This window comes from Acuticoccus sp. (assembly GCF_965213555.1).
In the GTDB taxonomy this organism is placed as follows: Bacteria; Pseudomonadota; Alphaproteobacteria; order Rhizobiales; family Amorphaceae; genus Acuticoccus.
In genome coordinates this window covers 1,455,884-1,473,661 of the sequence record NZ_OZ243890.1, presented here as the reverse complement: position 1 = coordinate 1,473,661, position 17,778 = coordinate 1,455,884, and the positions used below count along the sequence as shown (strand labels likewise).

Here is a 17,778-nt window from a genome sequence, read left to right as displayed (position 1 = left end):
CCCGCGCAAGGTCAGCGCGGCAGGACGACGAGCCGGTCGTCGTTGCCCTGGTTGGCGAGGACGGCGAGCGCTCGACGCGTCTCGGCCGTCGAGCCGGCCCTGTCGAGCGCCCGGAAGAGGCGTGCCGCGGAGCGCAGGTCGCCGGCGTCGCGGTAGGCGAAGCCTTGCAGCAGCATCAGGTCCTTTTGCAGCGGAGCGATGCGGTTGCGTTGGTCGAGGTGGTGCAACGCCTCGATGGAGCGCCCATCGCGGTTCGCGGCGATGGCCCGCTGGGTCAGGAGGGCGATCTGGAGCTCCGTGCGACGGGGACGCGACAGCGGCACAGCGGTTGCAGCCACGCCCGCTTCTGCGGTGAGGTCGGCCGCGATGAGCGACAGCGTGGCGCCGTACACCGCATCGGCCGCCGCGCTGGTGTCTGCCCGCGAGCGCGCCCTGGCGAGCTGGAAGGCCTGAGCCGCCTCCACCGGGCGGCGCAGCTGGAGGAGGCAGAAGCCGCGAGCGGAGGCGTCGGTGGCGGTCAGCGTGCCGTCGGCGATGCCACGATCGGTGAGCGCGACGCAGCGGGAGAACGCGTTCGCGGTGAGCGCACGCTGCGCTGCCGTGCCCCCCGGCGCCCCAGGGGACCGCGGCGAGCCGCGCGGACGGCTTACGATGCGGCGGACCTCGGCGTCGACGCCGGCGTCGCCGCGCACGCGCCGTTCCACGGTGGAAGGGTCGCTCGGAGCCGTCCTGTCCGTCCCCCGCACCACCGTTCCAGCGCGGTCCGGCTGCGCCTCGCTGCGGCGCAGCCTGCTCCGCCGCACCGTCGTCCTGTCGCGGGTGTCCCTGAACCGAGGATCGCGCTCCAGCGCGCGCCGGCGGACGGCGCTCTCGGAGCGATCGTCGGCACCCGGCGTCGGCTCAGCGTTCGGCGTTGGAACCGGCGCCTGGACCGTCCGCAGTCCTTCGGGTCGCGGCGGACGTGGGCTGATGACCGCAGAGCCACGCGCGATGGCCCGAAGGGTCCCTGCGTCGGTGCGGTCGTCGCCGGCGCGACCGGCCGCGGTGAGCGAGCCGGCCTCGGTGAAGGTGAGCGGTCCGTCGTTGGCGCGGTCCTGATCGTCGACGATGAGCTGGCGGAGCCGCTCGCGCTCCTCGGGATCGCAGATCACCGAATCGACGCCGACCTCGTCGGTCGGGTCGTCCCGCCCGCCGGTCACGGGGTCTGCCGGGTCGAGCGCCTCACCGCCGCTCGCCAGCGAGGCCACGGAGGCGTAGAGCGGACCCCACTCTCCGACGACGTCCCTGAATCCCTCCTCATCGCCGAGGCGCAGGCGGGTCAGCGCAAGACCGTAGACCGCGGCCTCGGTGGGCACCCAGTTCGCCGAGGATATGAACCACTCCTCGGCGATGATGAACTGGCACGTGTTGAACGCGTACCAGCCGAGGGCCTGGGCCCCGTTCGGGTCGCGCTGCGCGATGACGACGGGGACGAAGCGGTCGACGATGGGCTGCTCGACGTCCGCCAGCGACGTCTGGCCGCGGGCGTCCGCGGTAAGGATCGTCGACACCGCATCGAGGTAGGCCTCCATCAGCTCCGGGGTCTCCTCCCGCCACTGGTAGGCCACCTCGCGCGCCAGCGCGGCATCCTCGCGATCCCCGGTCGCCCGCAGCGCGACGATGTAGCCCTCCGCCGCGTCCGCGCCGAGCCCCGCGTCGAGGGCGAAGCGGAACCACTGCGCGGCCTCCACCGGGCTGCCCTGCCGGTAGAGGTAGTAGCCGATCAGCATGGCGTCCTCGAGGTTCACCCCCGTGCGGGCGAACTCGGCGAGGAGGTCGAGCCACTCGGGCGGGATCGCCGATCCCTCGCCACCCGCCTCGCCCGCCCGCGCCACGGCCGCGCGGATGATGTCGAGCCGCGCGGCCTCGAACGCGTCGGCGCCCTCGCCTCCGGTGTCGCCGAGCGCGAAGAGCTGCGTGAGTGGCGCGACGTCGACCTCGCCGGCCGCCTTCTGCAGCGTCGAGGCGCGCACTGCCTGATCCGTGCAGTTGGTGATCACGTAGGCGTACGCGTCGTAGGCGCGCTGTGGCCGCTCGGTCCGGGCGAATGCCTCGGCAACACGCCACAGCGAGTCGGGATCCTCGCACGTGAGGATTGCCTCGTTCTCCCGGCCGATGGCGAGGACGCGCCGGAAGTTGTCCACCTCCGAAGCCTCGCGCAGGCGCAGGCGCGCGTCCGCAAGGTCGAGCAGCGTGACGAGGCGGTCGGGTGGGACGAAGGACGGGTCGCGCTGCTGGCGCTCGGCGAGCGCCTGGCGCGCCGCCGCGTACTCCTGGCGACCGACGAGGTTGTAGACCCGCTGGAGCTCGGCGTCCTCGGCGCCGGGATCGAGGAGGTCCGAGGGCGGTTGCCACCCGGGATAAAGGCTGCGCAGGCGGCGCAGCTCCGCCTCCAGCCGCTCGACGTCGCCCTCGCGAGCGAAGTAGCGCAGCGCCGCGCGGTCGGCCTCGGAGGGCTCGGCGAGGCCGGCACCGGGTGGCAGCTGCAGGGCCAACGGCGGGGCTGAAGGGGCTGCAGGGGCGGGGGGGGCCGCCTCCTGTGCGTCGGCGGGACCGAGCAACGGACCGCTTACAAGCGTCCACGGTCCGACATCGAGCACGAAGCCGAGGGACAGCGCGGCAATCGCGCCCAGGATCACCGGTCGCACCGGCACCCTTTGCACGCCGCGGGGGGCCCGCCACAGCCTGCCCCCCATCCGTCGCACGAGCCTTGCCGGACCGTCCATCGTCTCGTACCGCGCTGGCGGTGCGACGTCGTCGGTCGTCCCACGTTGTCGAACCATCCGAACCCCGCGACGCATCCCCGACATCCATCCGCGGCGGCGCGGATGGATGCATCCCCAACGTCCATCCGCGGTGGCGCGGATGATGGCGACCGATCCCAGGCATGGTACCGTGCCCGAGGCTCGCCGAATATAGTTAACGTACGATGGATTCACGCGGGCGGCGAAACGGGCCGCTCCCCGGGGCGCGGCCCGTCAGTTGCGTCGTCCGAGGGGGCGCACGAGGAACCTCGACAGAACGCCGAAGGCCAGCGCGACGATGACCAGCGCGATGGCGTAGACGCCGTTGTTGAGCGAGAACCAGTTGGCTGCGATGAGGCGGATGTTGGTGAAGGACAGCGGCAGCGTGGCGATGTAGCTGACCCGCTCCACTGGGATGACCTCGACCTCATTGGTCTCGAGGGCGTAGGCCGTAACGCGCCCATCGATGCGCTCCCACACATCGGCTGCAGTGAGTGCCGCGAGGGAGGTCGACAACAACTCGGCGGTCGGCGCGGTGACGAGCGTCCACGCCGCACGGTCGCCCGCCGGCGCCGGCGCCTGTGCCATGACGAGCGTGCTGTCCGGTGCGACGAGCGGTGCCGTGAACGCCTCGCCCACGGTCGTCGTCCCACGGTCGAGCTCGAGGTCGAGCGCGGCACGCAGCCGACGGACCGAACTCGCGACGAGGCCGGAAAGCCCGTCGCCACCGGACAGGTCGTCGAACCAACGCTCGCCGCGGTCCGCGACGTCCTCCAGGGGAGGCGGGACGGGCTCGGCGACCCCAGGCGTGCCTCGGTCGACGGGGACGTCCTCCTGACGAAGCTGTTGCCGCAGTCGGCGCAGGATGGCGTCGTAGCGCTCCAGCCCCTCCGGCTCGTCGCCCGCCGCCCCAGCAGGCATCGTGGACAGCCAGTTGGCCGGGATCACGTCGGCAACGTCCGTCGCCTGCAGCACCTGGCTCGGCACCTCGGGGAGCGGCGCGACCACCACGACGCCAGCGTCCCGCCAGGGGCCGACGTCCTCCACCAGGTCGACGGAGAGCGCCGCGCCGCGGCTCACCGCGAGGCGGGCGAACAGCGTGCCAGCCGCGCCGAGCGTGTCGAGGGAGGCGCCGCCGACGCGCACCCGCACCGGCTCGGGCGACAGCGGGTAGGGAAAGCCGTTCGTGGCGAACGAGGCGAGGTTGGGGAGCTGTCCGATGCGCGCGAACTCGGGGAAGGCGAGGCGCGTCGAGGCGAACAGGACGAAGCGGTCCTCCGTGGGGACGGTGCCGCCCGGCAGGCACGCGCGGTCCGCCTCGGCGTCGAGCTCGGCGGCGAGCTCCACGGTGTTGATGCCCGGCCGGAACGCCTGCATGCCGAGGTGCACGGGATAGCTCTCGAAGCGCCTGCCGTTGGAGGAGGTGAAGCTCACCGACGTCGATGGGACGCCGTTGACGAACACGGTGAGCTGGCTGCTCGGCTCGATGGTGCGCGAGTACGCCGCGTCGAGGAGCAGCGTCGCCTCGCCATACGCGGACGCGTAGAAGTCCGCGGGGAGGGTCACATTGAAGGCAGTGCGGAAGCGACGGCCTGAGAAGTCGAGGTCGCCGAGCCCCGCCTCGCGCAGCGTCACCTCGTCGGCGCTCTCGATGCGCGCGGCCCCTGGCACGAGCCAAGGCGGGGTCGCTTCGATCCCTCCACCCTCGGTCGCGGTGCGCGCCGGCGTCTCGAAGTGCGCAAGGGCTGCCTCGACGTCGCGCTCGGTCGGTCCGCTGATGATCACCGTCGGACCCATCGGGCCGTCGACGAGGTCGACGAACGGTGCCTGGCTCGCGGAGTTCGGCACCGCAGGAACGGTGCGGCGCAGGGCCTCGTAGGAGCCGACGACGAGGTTCACCGTGCCGGGCACCGTCGCAAGTTCCGTACCGGGCTGGACCACCTCCACGAGGGGCTGCACGAAGCGCCCGCGCAGCGCGATGGCCTGTGCGGCGCGCAGGACGCGCGCGGTGTCGGCGGGATCGCCAGGCCGCGGTACGAGGACACGCACGCGCGTCGCGCCGGTGGTCCCAACGCCCACCGCCGGCAGGTCGGAGAGCCCGGCGAGTGCTGGCGCGCGGCCGTCTGCGGAGAAGCCTGTGAGGCGCGTGTCGATGCGCGTCCACAGCTCGTAGGTCGCCTCGACCGAGCAGTCGATGCGATGGCGCATGTCCGCCTCGAGCCGCACGGCGTTCTCGCCGGTGCGCAGGAGCTCGGCCGGGACGGGAAGCACGATCACCTTCGTGCGGTCGGGCGAATCGATCGCGGTCTGCGCGATCAGCCGCCCGTTGAGGAGGACGCGCAGCCGCGAGGCCTCCGGCAGGACGAGGACGGAGTTGGTGAACGCCACCGACAGCGTGCCGCCACGCGCTGCCTCGGACGTCGACAGGAACACCGTCCACGAGCTCGCGGCGACCTCGCCGTCGAGCCGCAGCGTCCGGTCTGGCACGATGGGGCGGTCGACGATGGGCTCGGCGGACTGCGCCTCGCCGTCGACGACGACCCGCAGCTCGCGCACCGTTCCGGCGTCCTCGCGAAGGATGCGGACCAGCTCCCGCCGCTCCGGTGCGCTCAGCGCGTTGAGGGGGACCGCGTCGGGTCGTTCAGCGCCGTTCGCCAGCGACGAGATCGTGGTGGACGGGCGGGACACGTTCTGCTGGCGGTTGTTCGGCAGCACCGTGGCAGAAGCGGCACCGTCGCCATCCACATCGAACGGGACCGGGCGAGCGAACGATCCCGTGAGCGGCCGTGCGACGTCCGGCAGCGCCGCGGGCGGAGCGGGAAGGCGCAGCGGCGCAGCCTGGGCAGACCCACGCGGCGCGGTCAACCCAAGTAGTGCCGCGTCGCGCGGCGCCCGTTGCGGGGCCAGACCGTCCGGCGCAGCCGTGGTGTCGACCGTGGCCTTTGGCGCGGCGTCCGTCGGCTCGCCGATCCGGAACGGGGCCTGCGCCGCCGCATCCCCGGCGATCGCGGCGAGGAGGACGGCGCCGACCATCGCGGCACGGGCGGCGCGAGGATGCGCCCGATCGCCGCCGCTCGCGGCGTCGACATGCATGGTGAACCTCACCGGTCGACCGCTGGGTTGAGCGAGCGCGTCACAGCGCTGCCGGCGACGATTGCTGGAGGGTTCCCCGTCGTGACGACGGCGCTCGGATCGGCACCAGGGAAACGCGTCACCCGCGCACCGCGCTGGATCGGCGCAGTGCGCTCCTCCTCTCCGCCAACCTCAGCCGCCCCCTTCGGCGCGGACGAGGTGAGGAGGTACGACAGCCCGCGCACGGTCTGGTAGAGCGAGAGCTGCACGAACTCGACGGTGCCGCGCACGACGCCGATGCCCTCGCGACGGGCTGCTTGGAAGCGCACCCACTCCTGCGAGTCGGCGAACACCAGGTCGGCGACAAGGGCGTACTGCTTGGGATCCGCAACGGCGAACTCGGCGCCGAGCGCCATCCCGGCGTCATCGCGCAGCACCGAGCGGACGGTCAACGGCAGCTCGTTGGAGGCCAGCGGCGCCGCGGGCTTGAAGCGCATCACGACGTCGTCGCCAGGCCTCACCTGCCTGATGCCGTTGGCAGGGACGAGGATGCGCGCGCCGGTGATGGAGACGTCGTCGATCCGCGCAGGGATGACGCGGTCGCCGAAGATGATCTCCGCCGGCCGCTCGATGGCGACGCGCTGGGACGTCCTCAGTTGCCGGCGCTCCGCGACCACCCCGAGCGCCGCACCCATGAGGAGGAGGTTGAACAGGTTCCAGCCGCCGACGACGAGGGCGATGTCGGCGTTGGACGGCTGTGCCACCACGCGCCAACCCATGGCCACGACGCCCGCCGCCAGGAGGAAAAAGATCACGTAGAACGGCGCCCCGAGCTCGGAGATGCGGCTGGCGCGGTTGGTCTCCCCCTTCGCGGTGACGCGGAACGTCGGCCGCTTCGGACTGACAAGGACCGAGCCGAGCGCGCGAACGAGGTAGACCGACTGGATCGTCTCGTAAAGCTCGGAGATGAACGGCCAGCGGACGCCGCTCCACAGGTAGTTCTGCAAGAGGACGTTCACCGCAAGGTAGGTGATCGTGTAGCCCGCGAACTCGGCGCCCGACGCCTCGAAGATCGACAGCCCGAAGAACAGGTAGCACAGCGGCGCGAACAGGAAGATCGTCCTCGCGAGCGGGAACAGCCAGTAGCACATGGACGACAGGTAGGACAGCCGCTGCGCCACGCTGAGGCCCGGGCGCAGGAGCGGATTGCGCAGCATGAGGATCTGCGTCATGCCCTGGCACCAGCGCGAGCGCTGGCCGATGAAGTTGGCGAACGTCTCGGGCTGCAGCCCGGCGATCATCGGCCGCTCGACGTAGGCCGAGTTCCAGCCCCGCGCGTGCAGTTCGAGGGAGGTCTCGGCATCCTCCGTCACCGACGTGCCGGCGAAGCCGCCAATCTCCTCGAGGGCGGAGCGACGCAGGACGGCCGCCGAGCCGCAGAAGAACGACGCGTTCCACTTGTCGAGCCCCTTCTGGATCACGCCGTAGAACATCTCGTTCTCCGACGGCATGCGGTTCCAGGTCTCGAGGTTGTGCTCCAGCGGATCGGGGTTGATGAAGAAGTGCGGCGTCTGGACGAGGAACAGGCGCTCGTCGTCGGCGAAGTGCCCGAGCGTCTCGTTGAGGAAGTCCCGCGCCGGGGCGTGATCGGCATCGAAGACCACGACGAACTCGCCGCACGAATGCGCGAGCCCGTTGTTGAGGTTGCCAGCCTTGGCGTTGATGTTCGCGCCGCGGGTAAGGTACTTGACCCCGAGCTTGTGGGCCAGCGCCTGGAGTTCCTTGCGGCGGTTCCGCGCGGCCTCCGCGACCGCGGGGTCCGCCGCCTCACGTCGCTCGTCGGTGCCGCCGTCGTCGAGCAGGTAAACCGCGAGGCGGTCGGACGGGTAGTCGAGCTGCTTGGCGGCCGACAGCGTGGTGGCGAGGAACTGCGCGCCCTCGTTGAGCGACGGGACGAACACGTCCACCGTCGGTCGTACATCGTCCTGGCTCAACGCCCTGCGAGGGCGGTCGAACGGGTCCGCGATCGTGAAGAGGGCCAGGAACAGCATGAGCACCGAGTACATCTCGGCGAGGTAGAGCAGGATGCCGGGGACGAAGTTCGTCAACTCCGTCACCGGCGGGATGGTGGATGTCGTCCGCCAGTACACGTAGCGCAGCACGACGGCGGCGCCGAGCGCCAGCACGATGGCCCGCAGGACGCCGCGACGGTCGAACATCTTCAGCACCGCGATCACGATGATGACGATCATCGCGGTGACGAAGTGGGTGTTGAGGCTGACCGGCTGGATGACCAGGAACACGATCACGCCGAAGGTCACGAGCCACGCGAGGAATGCCACGAACTTCATGATGCGTTCCTCTTACCGCATGACGCCTGCCCGAGGCTCGCCAAACTTTCGCCGCCTTTGCGGGATCGAAAAGTTGCACGGGGTCGTTGCGCGCCAGCCCTTCGGCCGCGAGGTCGACGACGGTCCCTTCATGGTCGTCGCGCGAGATCATGCGTCGGATCGTCCGAGCACGTTCGTTGATACTGGATTAAAGTCCGCCGATCAACGCGCGCCGGGGTTGCTGCCACGGACCCGACGAACAGGTGCCGCACTCCGCCGACCTCCGTCCCCTCACCCCGCCGCCTGCCACGGCTGGGACGATGAGGGTGCCACGTGGTCGGCTTGGGAAGAAAGGCGTGTCTGCATCGGCCAACGATTAACGTTAATCCTTCTCAAGGTTAATGCGTCGGCAAGCGTCCTGCGATCCCCGTCCGCGCGGTGGGTTGAATGGGACGGATCGACAGAACGAGGGCTTGCAGTGATGGTCAGGAACCGGCGACGATCGCAACTGGGACGCCGGGCGATGACGGTCCTCGCGATGGTTCTCGTCGGTGGCTGCTCCTCAGCGCCCCACGGTGGCGTGGTCCGCAGCGCGACCTTGGAGCACGCGCTGTCGCCGTCCGAGGCCTTCATCTCGCCGCCTCCTGGAGGGCCGGGCGTCATCGCCGTCACCGAGACGCGCTACGCCAACGCGCTTGCCCAGACCATCATCCTCGAGAACCGCACGGACGCGGCGGGCCAGAACCTCATCCTGGTGCGCGCCTATGGCCCCATGGGACGGGACGCGGGCGTCGGGACGCTGCCGGACGACCGGATCACCATGACTACGATCCGCCGGGAGCTGCGCGAGCGCTTCCCGGGAACCGCCATGGAGGTGTCGGGCCTTTACGCGCAGAACCGCTACGGTCCGTTCTCCTACGCCACCGGCCGGACGCCTTCCGGCACGAACTGCGTCTACGCCTGGCAGAGGATCGCCGCCGAGCCTGCGCTCATCTCGACCCGGCGCGGTGCCGTCACCTGGCGGCTCAGGGTGTGCGACGGGCGGACGGACACGCGCACGCTCCTGCTCCTCGCCTACGGGCTGACGACCAACGGCTACTTCCTCTCCAAGCGGTGGAACCCCTACGGCGATCCGCCGCCACCCGACCCGCGGATCGGCGTCCCAGGCGCGACGATCATCCCGGAGCAGGCGGTGGACCCGACCGTCGTCGCGCCATCGTCCTTCCACGAGGCCGCGCGTCCGGTCAACGCAGCGCCCCGCCGGGGACCGGCCGCGTCGCGACCGTCGCGGCGCCAGCCGGCGGTGGAGGCGGCGCAACCGAGAGTGCTCAACCGACCGGTGGAGGGCGCAGCCGTCGTCCCACGTCCGCAGGACACGGACCTCACCGAGCCGGACCTGGAAGGCTCCAACCTTCCCGAGGCCGGCCTCACCGCTGGCGAGGCGCCGCCGCCGATCGTCGGGGACGATATCCGGGTGCCCAGGCCGCCAGGCCCTGACGCCGCCCCGTCGGCGCCGACGACCCCGACCGTGCCTACGCCGACGGTCCCGGGAACACCCACCGTGCCGGTTCCGCTACCCGAGGAGGATGCGTCGAGGGTCGAGCTGCCGGATGCAGGCGCAGTCCGCCGACGCGTCGTCCGACTTCAGCCGCGTTGACCGAGCCGCGCCGCCCATCGGTGGCACTGGGAAGGTTCACGACGACCGGCGGCCGGGAGGCGCTGGCGACGCCAGCGGCCCGCGCATGGGTCTTTTTACGAACTCGCCTTTGGTCCCGCTAGGCGCCGAACCCATGAACGAATGGCTTTCGATTGTGAGGGATGCTGCGGGCGCCGAGGGAGGGCGCCATGGCATCGCAGTTCTGGCGTTCCGATCAACAGTTTGCACGGCTGAAGCCGCTCTTGCCGACCGACGTGAGGGGCGTGCCGCGCGTCGACGATCGCAGGGTCATCTGCGGCATCGTGCACGTGCTGCGCTCCGGGTGCCGCTGGTGCGACGTACCGGCCTGCTACGAGCCGCGCACGACGCTCTACAACCGCTTCGTGCGGTGGGCTGAGCGAGGCATCGGGAACGACCTCTTCAAGGCGTTGGCACAAGAGGGCGGAGCCCGGCGACACTCGTGCTGGATGCCACCAGCGCGAAGGCTCACCGCTGCGCCGCCGGCGGAAAAGGGGGGCGGACGCCCAGGCCATCGGTCGCTCGCGAGGCGGGCGCACCACCAAGATCCCCATGGCGGTGGATGGCGCTGGACGCCCCCGACGCCTGATCGTTCGCCCTGGCCATCGCGGCGACGCGCCAGTGGCCGCCGAATGGCCGCCGACCTCATCGGCTCCTTCGCTCCGCGTGGGGGCCTCGCCGATGGGGCCTACGACGCCAAGGCTCTCGACGCCAAGGCCCTGCGCACGCTGGTCAGCGATCGCGGTGGCCTGCCGGTCATCCCCAACAACCCGACGAGGCGGACGAAGCACCCCTTCGATCCGGTGCTCGACCGCGAACGCAACGTCGTTGAACGATCATTCCGCCGACTGAAGGACTGGCGGCGCGTCGCCACACGATCCGACAAGCTGGCACGAAACCATCTCGCCGCGCTGACCATCGCCGCCATCGTCGCATTCTGGTTATGGGTCTGGAGCCTAGAGCGGTTCGGGGTTGGGTCGAACCGTCCAACCCCAAGACGACCGCTCTCAATCAACGCGCTAGCGCAGCTTATCTGGGTCCGAAAAGATCCTGCAAGCTCTAGCCCATGGCTGCGGACAGGACATCGCGCATGGGGTCCGGCCACGGCGTGGGGCGGCGGCCGTCCCGCGTCACCAGGACATGGGTGAACGTTGCGTCGGCCGCGGCGGTCGCTTCCGCCTGACCGTCCGCGGCGAACAGGCCAGCGTGCCACGTCACGCTCGAAGTCCCGAGCCTTGCCACCTTCAACGCGACCTCGATGTCGTGGGGGAAGGCGAGCGGCTGGTGGTAGCGGCACCCGGTTTCCACCACGAGGGCAATCAACGGGCCGCCGTGAATGTCGATCCCCGCCTTGGCGATCATGAAGCGGTTCACCGCGGTGTCGATGAGGCCGTAGTACGCGGCGTTGTTCACGTGACCGTAGACGTCGTTGTCGGCCCAACGGGTGGTGAACGTCTCGACGAGGGAGAAGTCCGCGCGGCGGGAGGGAGGGGGACGCATCAAGTCTCCTCGGCTGTCGTCCGCTCAGCCTAGGGCGGTTGAAGGTGCGGTGGAACCGACCTCCACCTAGGGCAACCGGTTTCGGACGCGCGATTTTCCGCGAGGTCTCGAACGCACGAGTGGCGCCGTCGCGTCGGCGGCGGCGCCACTCGAGAACCGGTCCGCGCCCCATGCGCCAACCCTTGGAAGGCGGCGCATGGGGGTGTGCGTTCGATCAGACCGCGTTCTCTTCCGCGACCTCGACCATCCAGGGCTCGGGCTTGCCGAGGATGCCGCCGATGACCCCCGCGAGCAGGCCGAGCGCCAGCGCCAGCGACGTCCAACCGGCGGCGGCGCCGACGGCCTCTGCCGCGTTCTCAGCGGCCTGCGCAGCTTCCTCGCGCAGCTCCGCGGCCTGGGCCTGCAGCTGCTCCAGCGCGTCGTCCACCCCCGCCACTGCGGCCTCGTAGCGCTGCTGCCAGTTGTCGACGATGCGCTCGGCCTCCTGGTCGGTCAGGTTGAACTGCTGCTGCAGGACGTTGAGCGCCTGCTCCCGATCCTCCTCGCCAAAGGTGCCGCCGGCGGCGAACAGGCGGTCGACGAGGGCGTTGAGGTCCTGTCCGATGTCGCCCGGCGAGCGCGCGATGTCGGCCGCGGCGGACTGCACGGCTTGCGTGGCGGCCTCCTGCTCCTGGCGGCTCACGACCTGCCGGTAGAGCTGCCTCGCCTCGTTGCGGATCGAGCGCATGACCGACTGGCGCTGCTGCCCAGCTTCGGTCACCGCGGTGTTGCCCGGGGCGAGAGCCGGGACGTTCGGGATGTCGATGTTGCCGGCCAGGCCGCCAACGGCGCTGGCGGTCGCTTGGCCGATCTGCCCCACCGCGCCGAACGCGCCGGAGACCACCGTGGACAGCGTGGTCGTGGCGAGCCACACGGTGAGCAGCGTCGCAAGCGCCCACACCGACGCGCCGTGGATCGCTGCGGTCAGTCGGATCGGAACGCCCGCCAAGCGCCCGGCGATCCAGCCGCCGACGATGAGCGAGATGATGGCCGACAGGCCCCACCAGATGCCCGCGCCGATGCCGAACGAGCCGATGTTGCCCTCCGACAGGTCGACGGCGGCGAGCCCCAGGCCGAGCCCGACGAGGTTGAGCAGGAGCTGCAGCGCGAAGGCACACAAGGTCCCCGCGATGATGCTGCCCCAAGAGATGCGTGAGAACGGCGGTGCAGCAACCACCGCGTCCACGCGTGCAGTGTGGTCTACCATTGATGCCTCCAAAGTGAGCTGATGGTGCGTATCCTGCCGGACGGCCGGACGGGAACCGTTAGCCGCTTCGCGCGGCTCGGTGAACCTCGTGGTCGCGCATGGGAGGGGGCACTTCCGCGCTCGCCTCACCATGCTCGCGAGAGGGCTCCGAGCCCGCGACCGGCGGCGCGTCGGCGTGCGTGGCGAGGTAGCGAAGAAGGATCTCGTCCGTCTGGCGCATGATGTCGGCGTCGCGCTGCAGGTGGAAGCCCTTCAGGCTCACCGACCGCGCGATCGCCAGGAGCCGCGTCGCGAAGCTCTTTATCCTGCGCCCCGACTTCTCGTCGATGATCGCGTACTCGGGGTCGATGCGTGTGCCCAGTGCCTTGATGTTGAACCTGTCGAACCGGCGCTCGTGGTCGTCCGAATCCCACTGGTGGTAGACGTCCTCGAACACGATGTTCTCGACCGCCGAGCCGCCCTGGCGAAGGTCCTCGGCAATGAGCTCGAGGCGCTTGGGGTCGAAGTTGTTGTCGAGCTCGCCGTTCAGGATCGCCACGGGCGCGCCCGTCGTCGTGTAGTCCTCCAGCCGCGGCACGGTCGGCCCGTAGTACGAAACGTGGGCGGCGAACTTGTCGTCCGACGCGACGAAAAGCCGGCGGAGCTGCTCGTAGGCGGTCAAGACGCAGATCATGCCGCCATAGGAGAAGCCGATGTTGTAGATGCGTTTGGCGTCTACGTCGTCGCGCTCGGCGAGCCAGGTGAGGCCGGCGAACGCGTCCGCGAGCATCATCGACTCCGTCACGTTGATCGCGCGGATGGGATGAGGCGCCGTGTCGAAGCCGCGCGACTTGAACGAATCGACAACCAGCGCGACGAACCCATTCTGCGCCAGGAAGCGGCCGTAGCGCCGCTCGCGCGCCGTCTTGACCCCGCCCAGTCCCTCCGAGACCACGACCGCCGGGAAGGGCGGCTTCAGCGTCGCCGGCTTGTAGAGCTCGGCCTCGAGGACCGCCTCGGTGCTCTCTCGCCCGAAGTCCGTCAGCACGAAGGGGTTCGCGGTCGGAATGCGCACGCGTTCGTAGCCAACGTCATCCATGATCGGCGGACCTCCTCCAGCTCTGTAGGCGACCGCCGACGCGCACACCTGTCGTCAAACGCGGATGGAACCAGCAAGTTTCATGAACTGCTCACGAACGTCATCGTTGAGCACCACGCGGGGGACCTTGTTCTGCCCGCCGAGCTTGCCGCGCTCGCGCATCCAGTTCGCGAAGGCGCCGGGAGACACGAAGCGCACCACCGGCGGCCGGAGCTGGAAGTCCCTCCGCCGGTGGACCTCGTAGTCCTCGTTGCCCGCCTTCAGCGTCTCGTCGAGGACGCGCGCGAAGGCGGCCTCGTCGTCCACCGGCCCGTCGAGCTCGACGACGAAGAGGTGCCGTCCGGCCGCGCCGTCCTCCCCATCGCCGTCGCCGGGATAGAGCGGCGTCACCGCGTACTCGGCGACCGTGCGTCCGGCGTGCCGCGCCGCCTCGAGCACGGCCAGCTCGATCTCGCGGCCGGACAGGTGCTCGCCGAACGCCGACAGGTAGTACGACGTGCGACCCGTCACCCTGACACGGGGCACGTCGCCGGGGACGAGCTCGACCACGTCGCCGATCCTGTAGGACCACAGCCCCGCGCAGGTGGTCAGGACGAGCCCGTACTCGCCGGCCGGCGCATCTGCGACCGTGTAGCGCGTCGGCGCCTCGGCCTCCCACTCCGCCATCGGCACGAACTCATAGAACAGCCCGACGTCGAGGTTGAGCCGCATCCCCTCGTCGACGCCGAGGTCGGCGCTGGCGACGAAGCCCTCGGACGCCGAGTAGACCTCGCGCCAGTCGACGACACCGTCGCCGAACCAGCCTTGGAACGTCTCGCGATAGGGCGCGAAGCTCATGCCGCCGTACACCATGAGGTCGAGGTTGGGGTAGAACGCGCGGACGTTCCTGCCCTGGCCGGTGATCTCGGCCAGTCGCTCGAAGAACAGGAGGAGCCACGACGGCGTGCCCGCGATGCAGCGGATCGGCTCCCTGAGGGACAGGCGGGCGAGGCGGTCGATCTTCGCCTCCCAATCCGCCTCGAGCGCCTCATCGATGGAAGGGAACACGTAGGGCGTCGACCAGCGCGGGTTGTTGAGCCGCGCGATGCCCGACAGGTCGCCCGACTTCACCCCGTCCGCCAGCGTCTCCATGGCGACCGAGCCGCCCAGCATGAAGCTCTTGCCGGCGAGGACGCGGCTCTTCGGGTTGCGTCGGACGTGGTGGGCGAGGAGATCGGTCCCCGCGCGGGCGTTGGAGCGCACCATGTCGCGCGAGACCGGGATGTGCTTGGTGCGCCCGCTCGACGTTCCCGAGGACACGGCGAAGTAGGGGATGGTGCCCGGCCAGGTCACGTCGGTCAGCACCGGGAAGGCATCCTTGAAGTAGGCCTCGTTGAGGTCCTCGAACGAGCGCAGGGGGACGCGCTCCTGGTAGTCCCTCACCGTGCGGATCGACGCAAAGTCGTGGTCGCGGCCGAAGCGCGTCGCCTCGGCCCGGCGCACCAGGCGAAGGAGCTGGGACGACTGCATCGCCGCGGCGCTGCGGCGCGCCAGGCGGCGCATGCGCAGCTTGCCGTAGCCCCTGAGGAGGGGCGTCGCGTCAAACATGCGCCGCTACCCGTGCGGCCGCAGAAGGCTCGACCTTGGTCACGTTCGTGAACTCGGAGTCGAGCCCGGTCCGCGAGAAGGGCAGCCGCAGCGCCTCACCGCGCCGCCAGGCGCCGACCATGTCGAACATCGTGCGCGAGCCCGGCCATCCGTCCTGGCCGCCGAGGAGCAGCGCGTAGGTCTCGTCCTCGCCCGAAAGGTCGGCGATGAAGCGGGCGTTCGCGCCGAAGTTGGTCGCGTGCCGGCGCTGGGTGAACGGGTGCATCGACTTCATCACGGTGTCGTTGGAGCCGCCGGACGGGAAGTCGAGCGTCGGCAGGCGCGCCGACATCCACGGCAGCCGCGCGAACGGGTGCGCGAGGCGGACCCTGTGCATGTCCCCCCAGGTCTTGTGGCGGGCGAACGGCTTCTCGGCGGAGCGCGCCGCCTCGGCGAGCACTTCGGAGAGCTCCTCGTCCGGCGCCGCGCCGACGAGCAGCGTCAGGCGGGAGAACGGCCGCCAGTAGGGGCTGACGAAGCGCTTCTCCGAGCGCGCCTCGAGCGCCTTGACGAGCGGCTCGGCGAGGAGCTCGAACGCGAGCGCGCCTGCCGAGCCTGCGGCGTAGTCGCCGTCCCAGCCGGCGATCGCCTCGATCACCGGTCCACCGAGGCCGACCTCCGCCGCGACGCGGGCGACCCGTTGGGCGATGTCGTGCGCCGCCTCGTGGTGGACGTCCTGGTGCAGCCGCCGCATGTCCGCGACGGTGTGGTCACGCCGCGCCCCGAGGAGGTCGCCGATCCGGCGGAACCTCAGGTCGGAGGCGAAGAACAGGCTGATCGTCACCGGGGGGTCCTCGGGCGCCTCGTTGGACGAGACGACGAAGCCCGCCTCCGGGTCGACGGTCATGGGCAGGTCGCGGCCGGTCACCATGCGCGTCCACTGCGTGTGCGCCGCGTCGGGGGTGATGACGAGGTCGTCGGGCGTCGCGAGCGGGCGCGAGGGCACGTGCGCGCCGATCATCTTGCCGATGCGACCTGACGCACCGGCCCACAGCATGTTGAGCCCCGGCAGCGCGTAGCCGTCCACCGAGGCGGCGAACTCCTCCCAGCTCGTCGCCCGCATCATGTCGCGGAACGGGGTGAACTCGTCCGAAGGGCGGTGGCCGAGCCAGTGCAGCGCCACGGTGTCCTGACGCATGCGGAACGGGCGCGCATCGCTGATGATCGGGCCGAGGCGCGACTGGCGCGTGGTGACGCTGCGGGTCCGCCCGCGCGTGCGGATCGACACGGGGACCTCGTCGATCGCCTCGCCCGACACGTTGACGAGCTCGGACGACGTGGCGTGGAGGTTCGTCCCGCCCCACGCACCGTGGGCGTTGCGCCCCACGCCGAAGATCGGCAGTGCCGGGATCATGAAGCCCCAGACGGCGAGGTCGGGCGTGCGGAAACCCGCGATGAGCCACAGGTTCGGCGCCGTGATGATGTGGTGCGGGTCGCAGGCGAGCATCGGCGCCCCGCTCGCCGTGCGCGAGCCTGCGAGGGCGAGGCAGTTGGAGCCGGCGCGGTCGAACACGTGCGGCAGCGCGTCCTCGAGGTTGTCGGCGCCGATGGGGATGTCCTCGTCCGCCACCGCCGCGACGCCGATGAGGTCGGCCCACATGCGTGCCCACTCCGGATCCTCGCGCAGCGGGTTCAACGTGCGCCAGACCTTCCACGCGTAGTCCGCCGAGCACAGCCGCGAGACGGCGAAGAGGTCCGCCTCGCTCCACGGCTCGAACTCGATCCCGAGGACGTCGAACTCCGGCGGCCGCCGCGCCGCGCCGGCGGCGTTGATGCCGTCGGAGAAGCCCGCGATCCAGGCGCGCGTGGCATCAGGCATCAGTGCGAGCGACGCCTCGGTCACGCGCGGGAAGTCGATGAGGCGGAGCAGGCGGTCGAGCTCCAGCGCGGCATCTCCGGCGACCTCGGAGACGCGGCCGAGCGCGGCGCGGCGCATGAGCTCCATCTGCGCGAGGCGCAGGTGACCGTGGACGATGCCGAGGCCGACCGCTGCATCGCGGTCGCAGCCCGCCTCCACGAACGGCACGTGGTGGTCGTTCCACCGGATGGTGAGCGGCGATTGGAGCGGCGCGGCCGTGGGCAGCATCGCGAGGCGGTCGGCCAGCGTCGTCGCTGGGAAGCGGCGTCCGAGGGAGCGTCGCAGCACCCCCGAGGCGAGGCCGGCCAGGCCGAACGCCTGCCGGCTGCGGCGGCCGATCTTGCTGAGTGAGGAGGGCTTCATGCTACGGGCAAAAACCGCGGCGACCGGGCAACGGTTCCCCACCGCTCCGGCCGAGGGCGGCCGGCGTCGCAAGGGCGGACGGCGCGACGGGACGAAGAACACCCTGCCAACGGCGATCCGACGGGATAAGGGGGTCGGGACCATGCCGCCCGTGCGGCGCTCCCCGCTCGCCCCTGCGGTGCGGTGGGCGCACAAGCGGGTGGACGCGGCGAACGCGGATGGGAAGGGCGATGGCAGAGGGATCCAG

9 protein-coding genes and 1 pseudogene are annotated in these 17,778 nt (G+C 70.7%); 2 read left to right on the top strand and 8 right to left on the bottom strand.

From position 1 onward, the window contains the following. Nucleotides 1-11 precede the first annotated feature (11 nt). The 3 genes from ACOOE8_RS07135 to bcsA all read right to left on the bottom strand — a co-directional run bounded on the left by ACOOE8_RS07135 (nucleotide 12) and on the right by bcsA (nucleotide 8,206). Nucleotides 12-2,687, bottom strand: a complete 2,676-nt coding sequence (locus ACOOE8_RS07135; RefSeq protein WP_420394140.1) for a hypothetical protein — start codon at nucleotides 2,685-2,687, stop codon at nucleotides 12-14. A gap of 330 nt (nucleotides 2,688-3,017) precedes the next feature. Beyond that, on the bottom strand, nucleotides 3,018-5,876 hold the full coding sequence (locus ACOOE8_RS07130) for a cellulose biosynthesis cyclic di-GMP-binding regulatory protein BcsB (protein ID WP_420394139.1): 2,859 nt from the start codon (nucleotides 5,874-5,876) through the stop codon (nucleotides 3,018-3,020). An 8-nt stretch (nucleotides 5,877-5,884) separates the two neighbouring features. Then, entirely contained in the window at nucleotides 5,885-8,206 is a 2,322-nt protein-coding gene (gene bcsA, locus ACOOE8_RS07125) for a UDP-forming cellulose synthase catalytic subunit (RefSeq protein ID WP_420394138.1), read from the bottom strand. A gap of 502 nt (nucleotides 8,207-8,708) precedes the next feature. On the opposite strand from bcsA, the gene bcsN reads away from it, so the two are divergent. Both bcsN and ACOOE8_RS07115 read left to right on the top strand, forming a co-directional pair. Beyond that, the gene (bcsN, locus tag ACOOE8_RS07120; RefSeq protein ID WP_420394137.1) at nucleotides 8,709-9,842 is read left to right on the top strand and encodes a cellulose biosynthesis protein BcsN; all 1,134 of its coding nucleotides are present in this window, start codon (nucleotides 8,709-8,711) and stop codon (nucleotides 9,840-9,842) included. Between the two features lie 188 nt (nucleotides 9,843-10,030). Then, a pseudogene (locus tag ACOOE8_RS07115) lies at nucleotides 10,031-10,804 on the top strand (IS5 family transposase); the annotation flags it as partial. Between the two features lie 115 nt (nucleotides 10,805-10,919). Here ACOOE8_RS07115 and ACOOE8_RS07110 read toward each other — a convergent pair. The 5 genes from ACOOE8_RS07110 to ACOOE8_RS07090 all read right to left on the bottom strand — a co-directional run bounded on the left by ACOOE8_RS07110 (nucleotide 10,920) and on the right by ACOOE8_RS07090 (nucleotide 17,531). Further along, nucleotides 10,920-11,360, bottom strand: coding sequence for an acyl-CoA thioesterase (locus ACOOE8_RS07110; RefSeq protein ID WP_420394136.1), 441 nt, complete (start codon nucleotides 11,358-11,360; stop codon nucleotides 10,920-10,922). Between the two features lie 214 nt (nucleotides 11,361-11,574). Next, entirely contained in the window at nucleotides 11,575-12,606 is a 1,032-nt protein-coding gene (locus tag ACOOE8_RS07105; protein ID WP_420394135.1) for a hypothetical protein, read from the bottom strand. A 58-nt stretch (nucleotides 12,607-12,664) separates the two neighbouring features. Beyond that, complete coding sequence (locus tag ACOOE8_RS07100; RefSeq protein WP_420394134.1) at nucleotides 12,665-13,684, bottom strand: dienelactone hydrolase family protein; 1,020 nt, start codon at nucleotides 13,682-13,684, stop codon at nucleotides 12,665-12,667. A gap of 54 nt (nucleotides 13,685-13,738) precedes the next feature. Then, the gene (locus tag ACOOE8_RS07095) at nucleotides 13,739-15,271 is read right to left on the bottom strand and encodes a GH3 family domain-containing protein (RefSeq protein WP_420394133.1); all 1,533 of its coding nucleotides are present in this window, start codon (nucleotides 15,269-15,271) and stop codon (nucleotides 13,739-13,741) included. Continuing rightward, on the bottom strand, nucleotides 15,264-17,531 hold the full coding sequence (locus ACOOE8_RS07090) for a penicillin acylase family protein (protein WP_420394132.1): 2,268 nt from the start codon (nucleotides 17,529-17,531) through the stop codon (nucleotides 15,264-15,266). The genes ACOOE8_RS07095 and ACOOE8_RS07090 overlap by 8 nt, the downstream gene beginning before the upstream one ends. Nucleotides 17,532-17,778 lie beyond the last annotated feature (247 nt).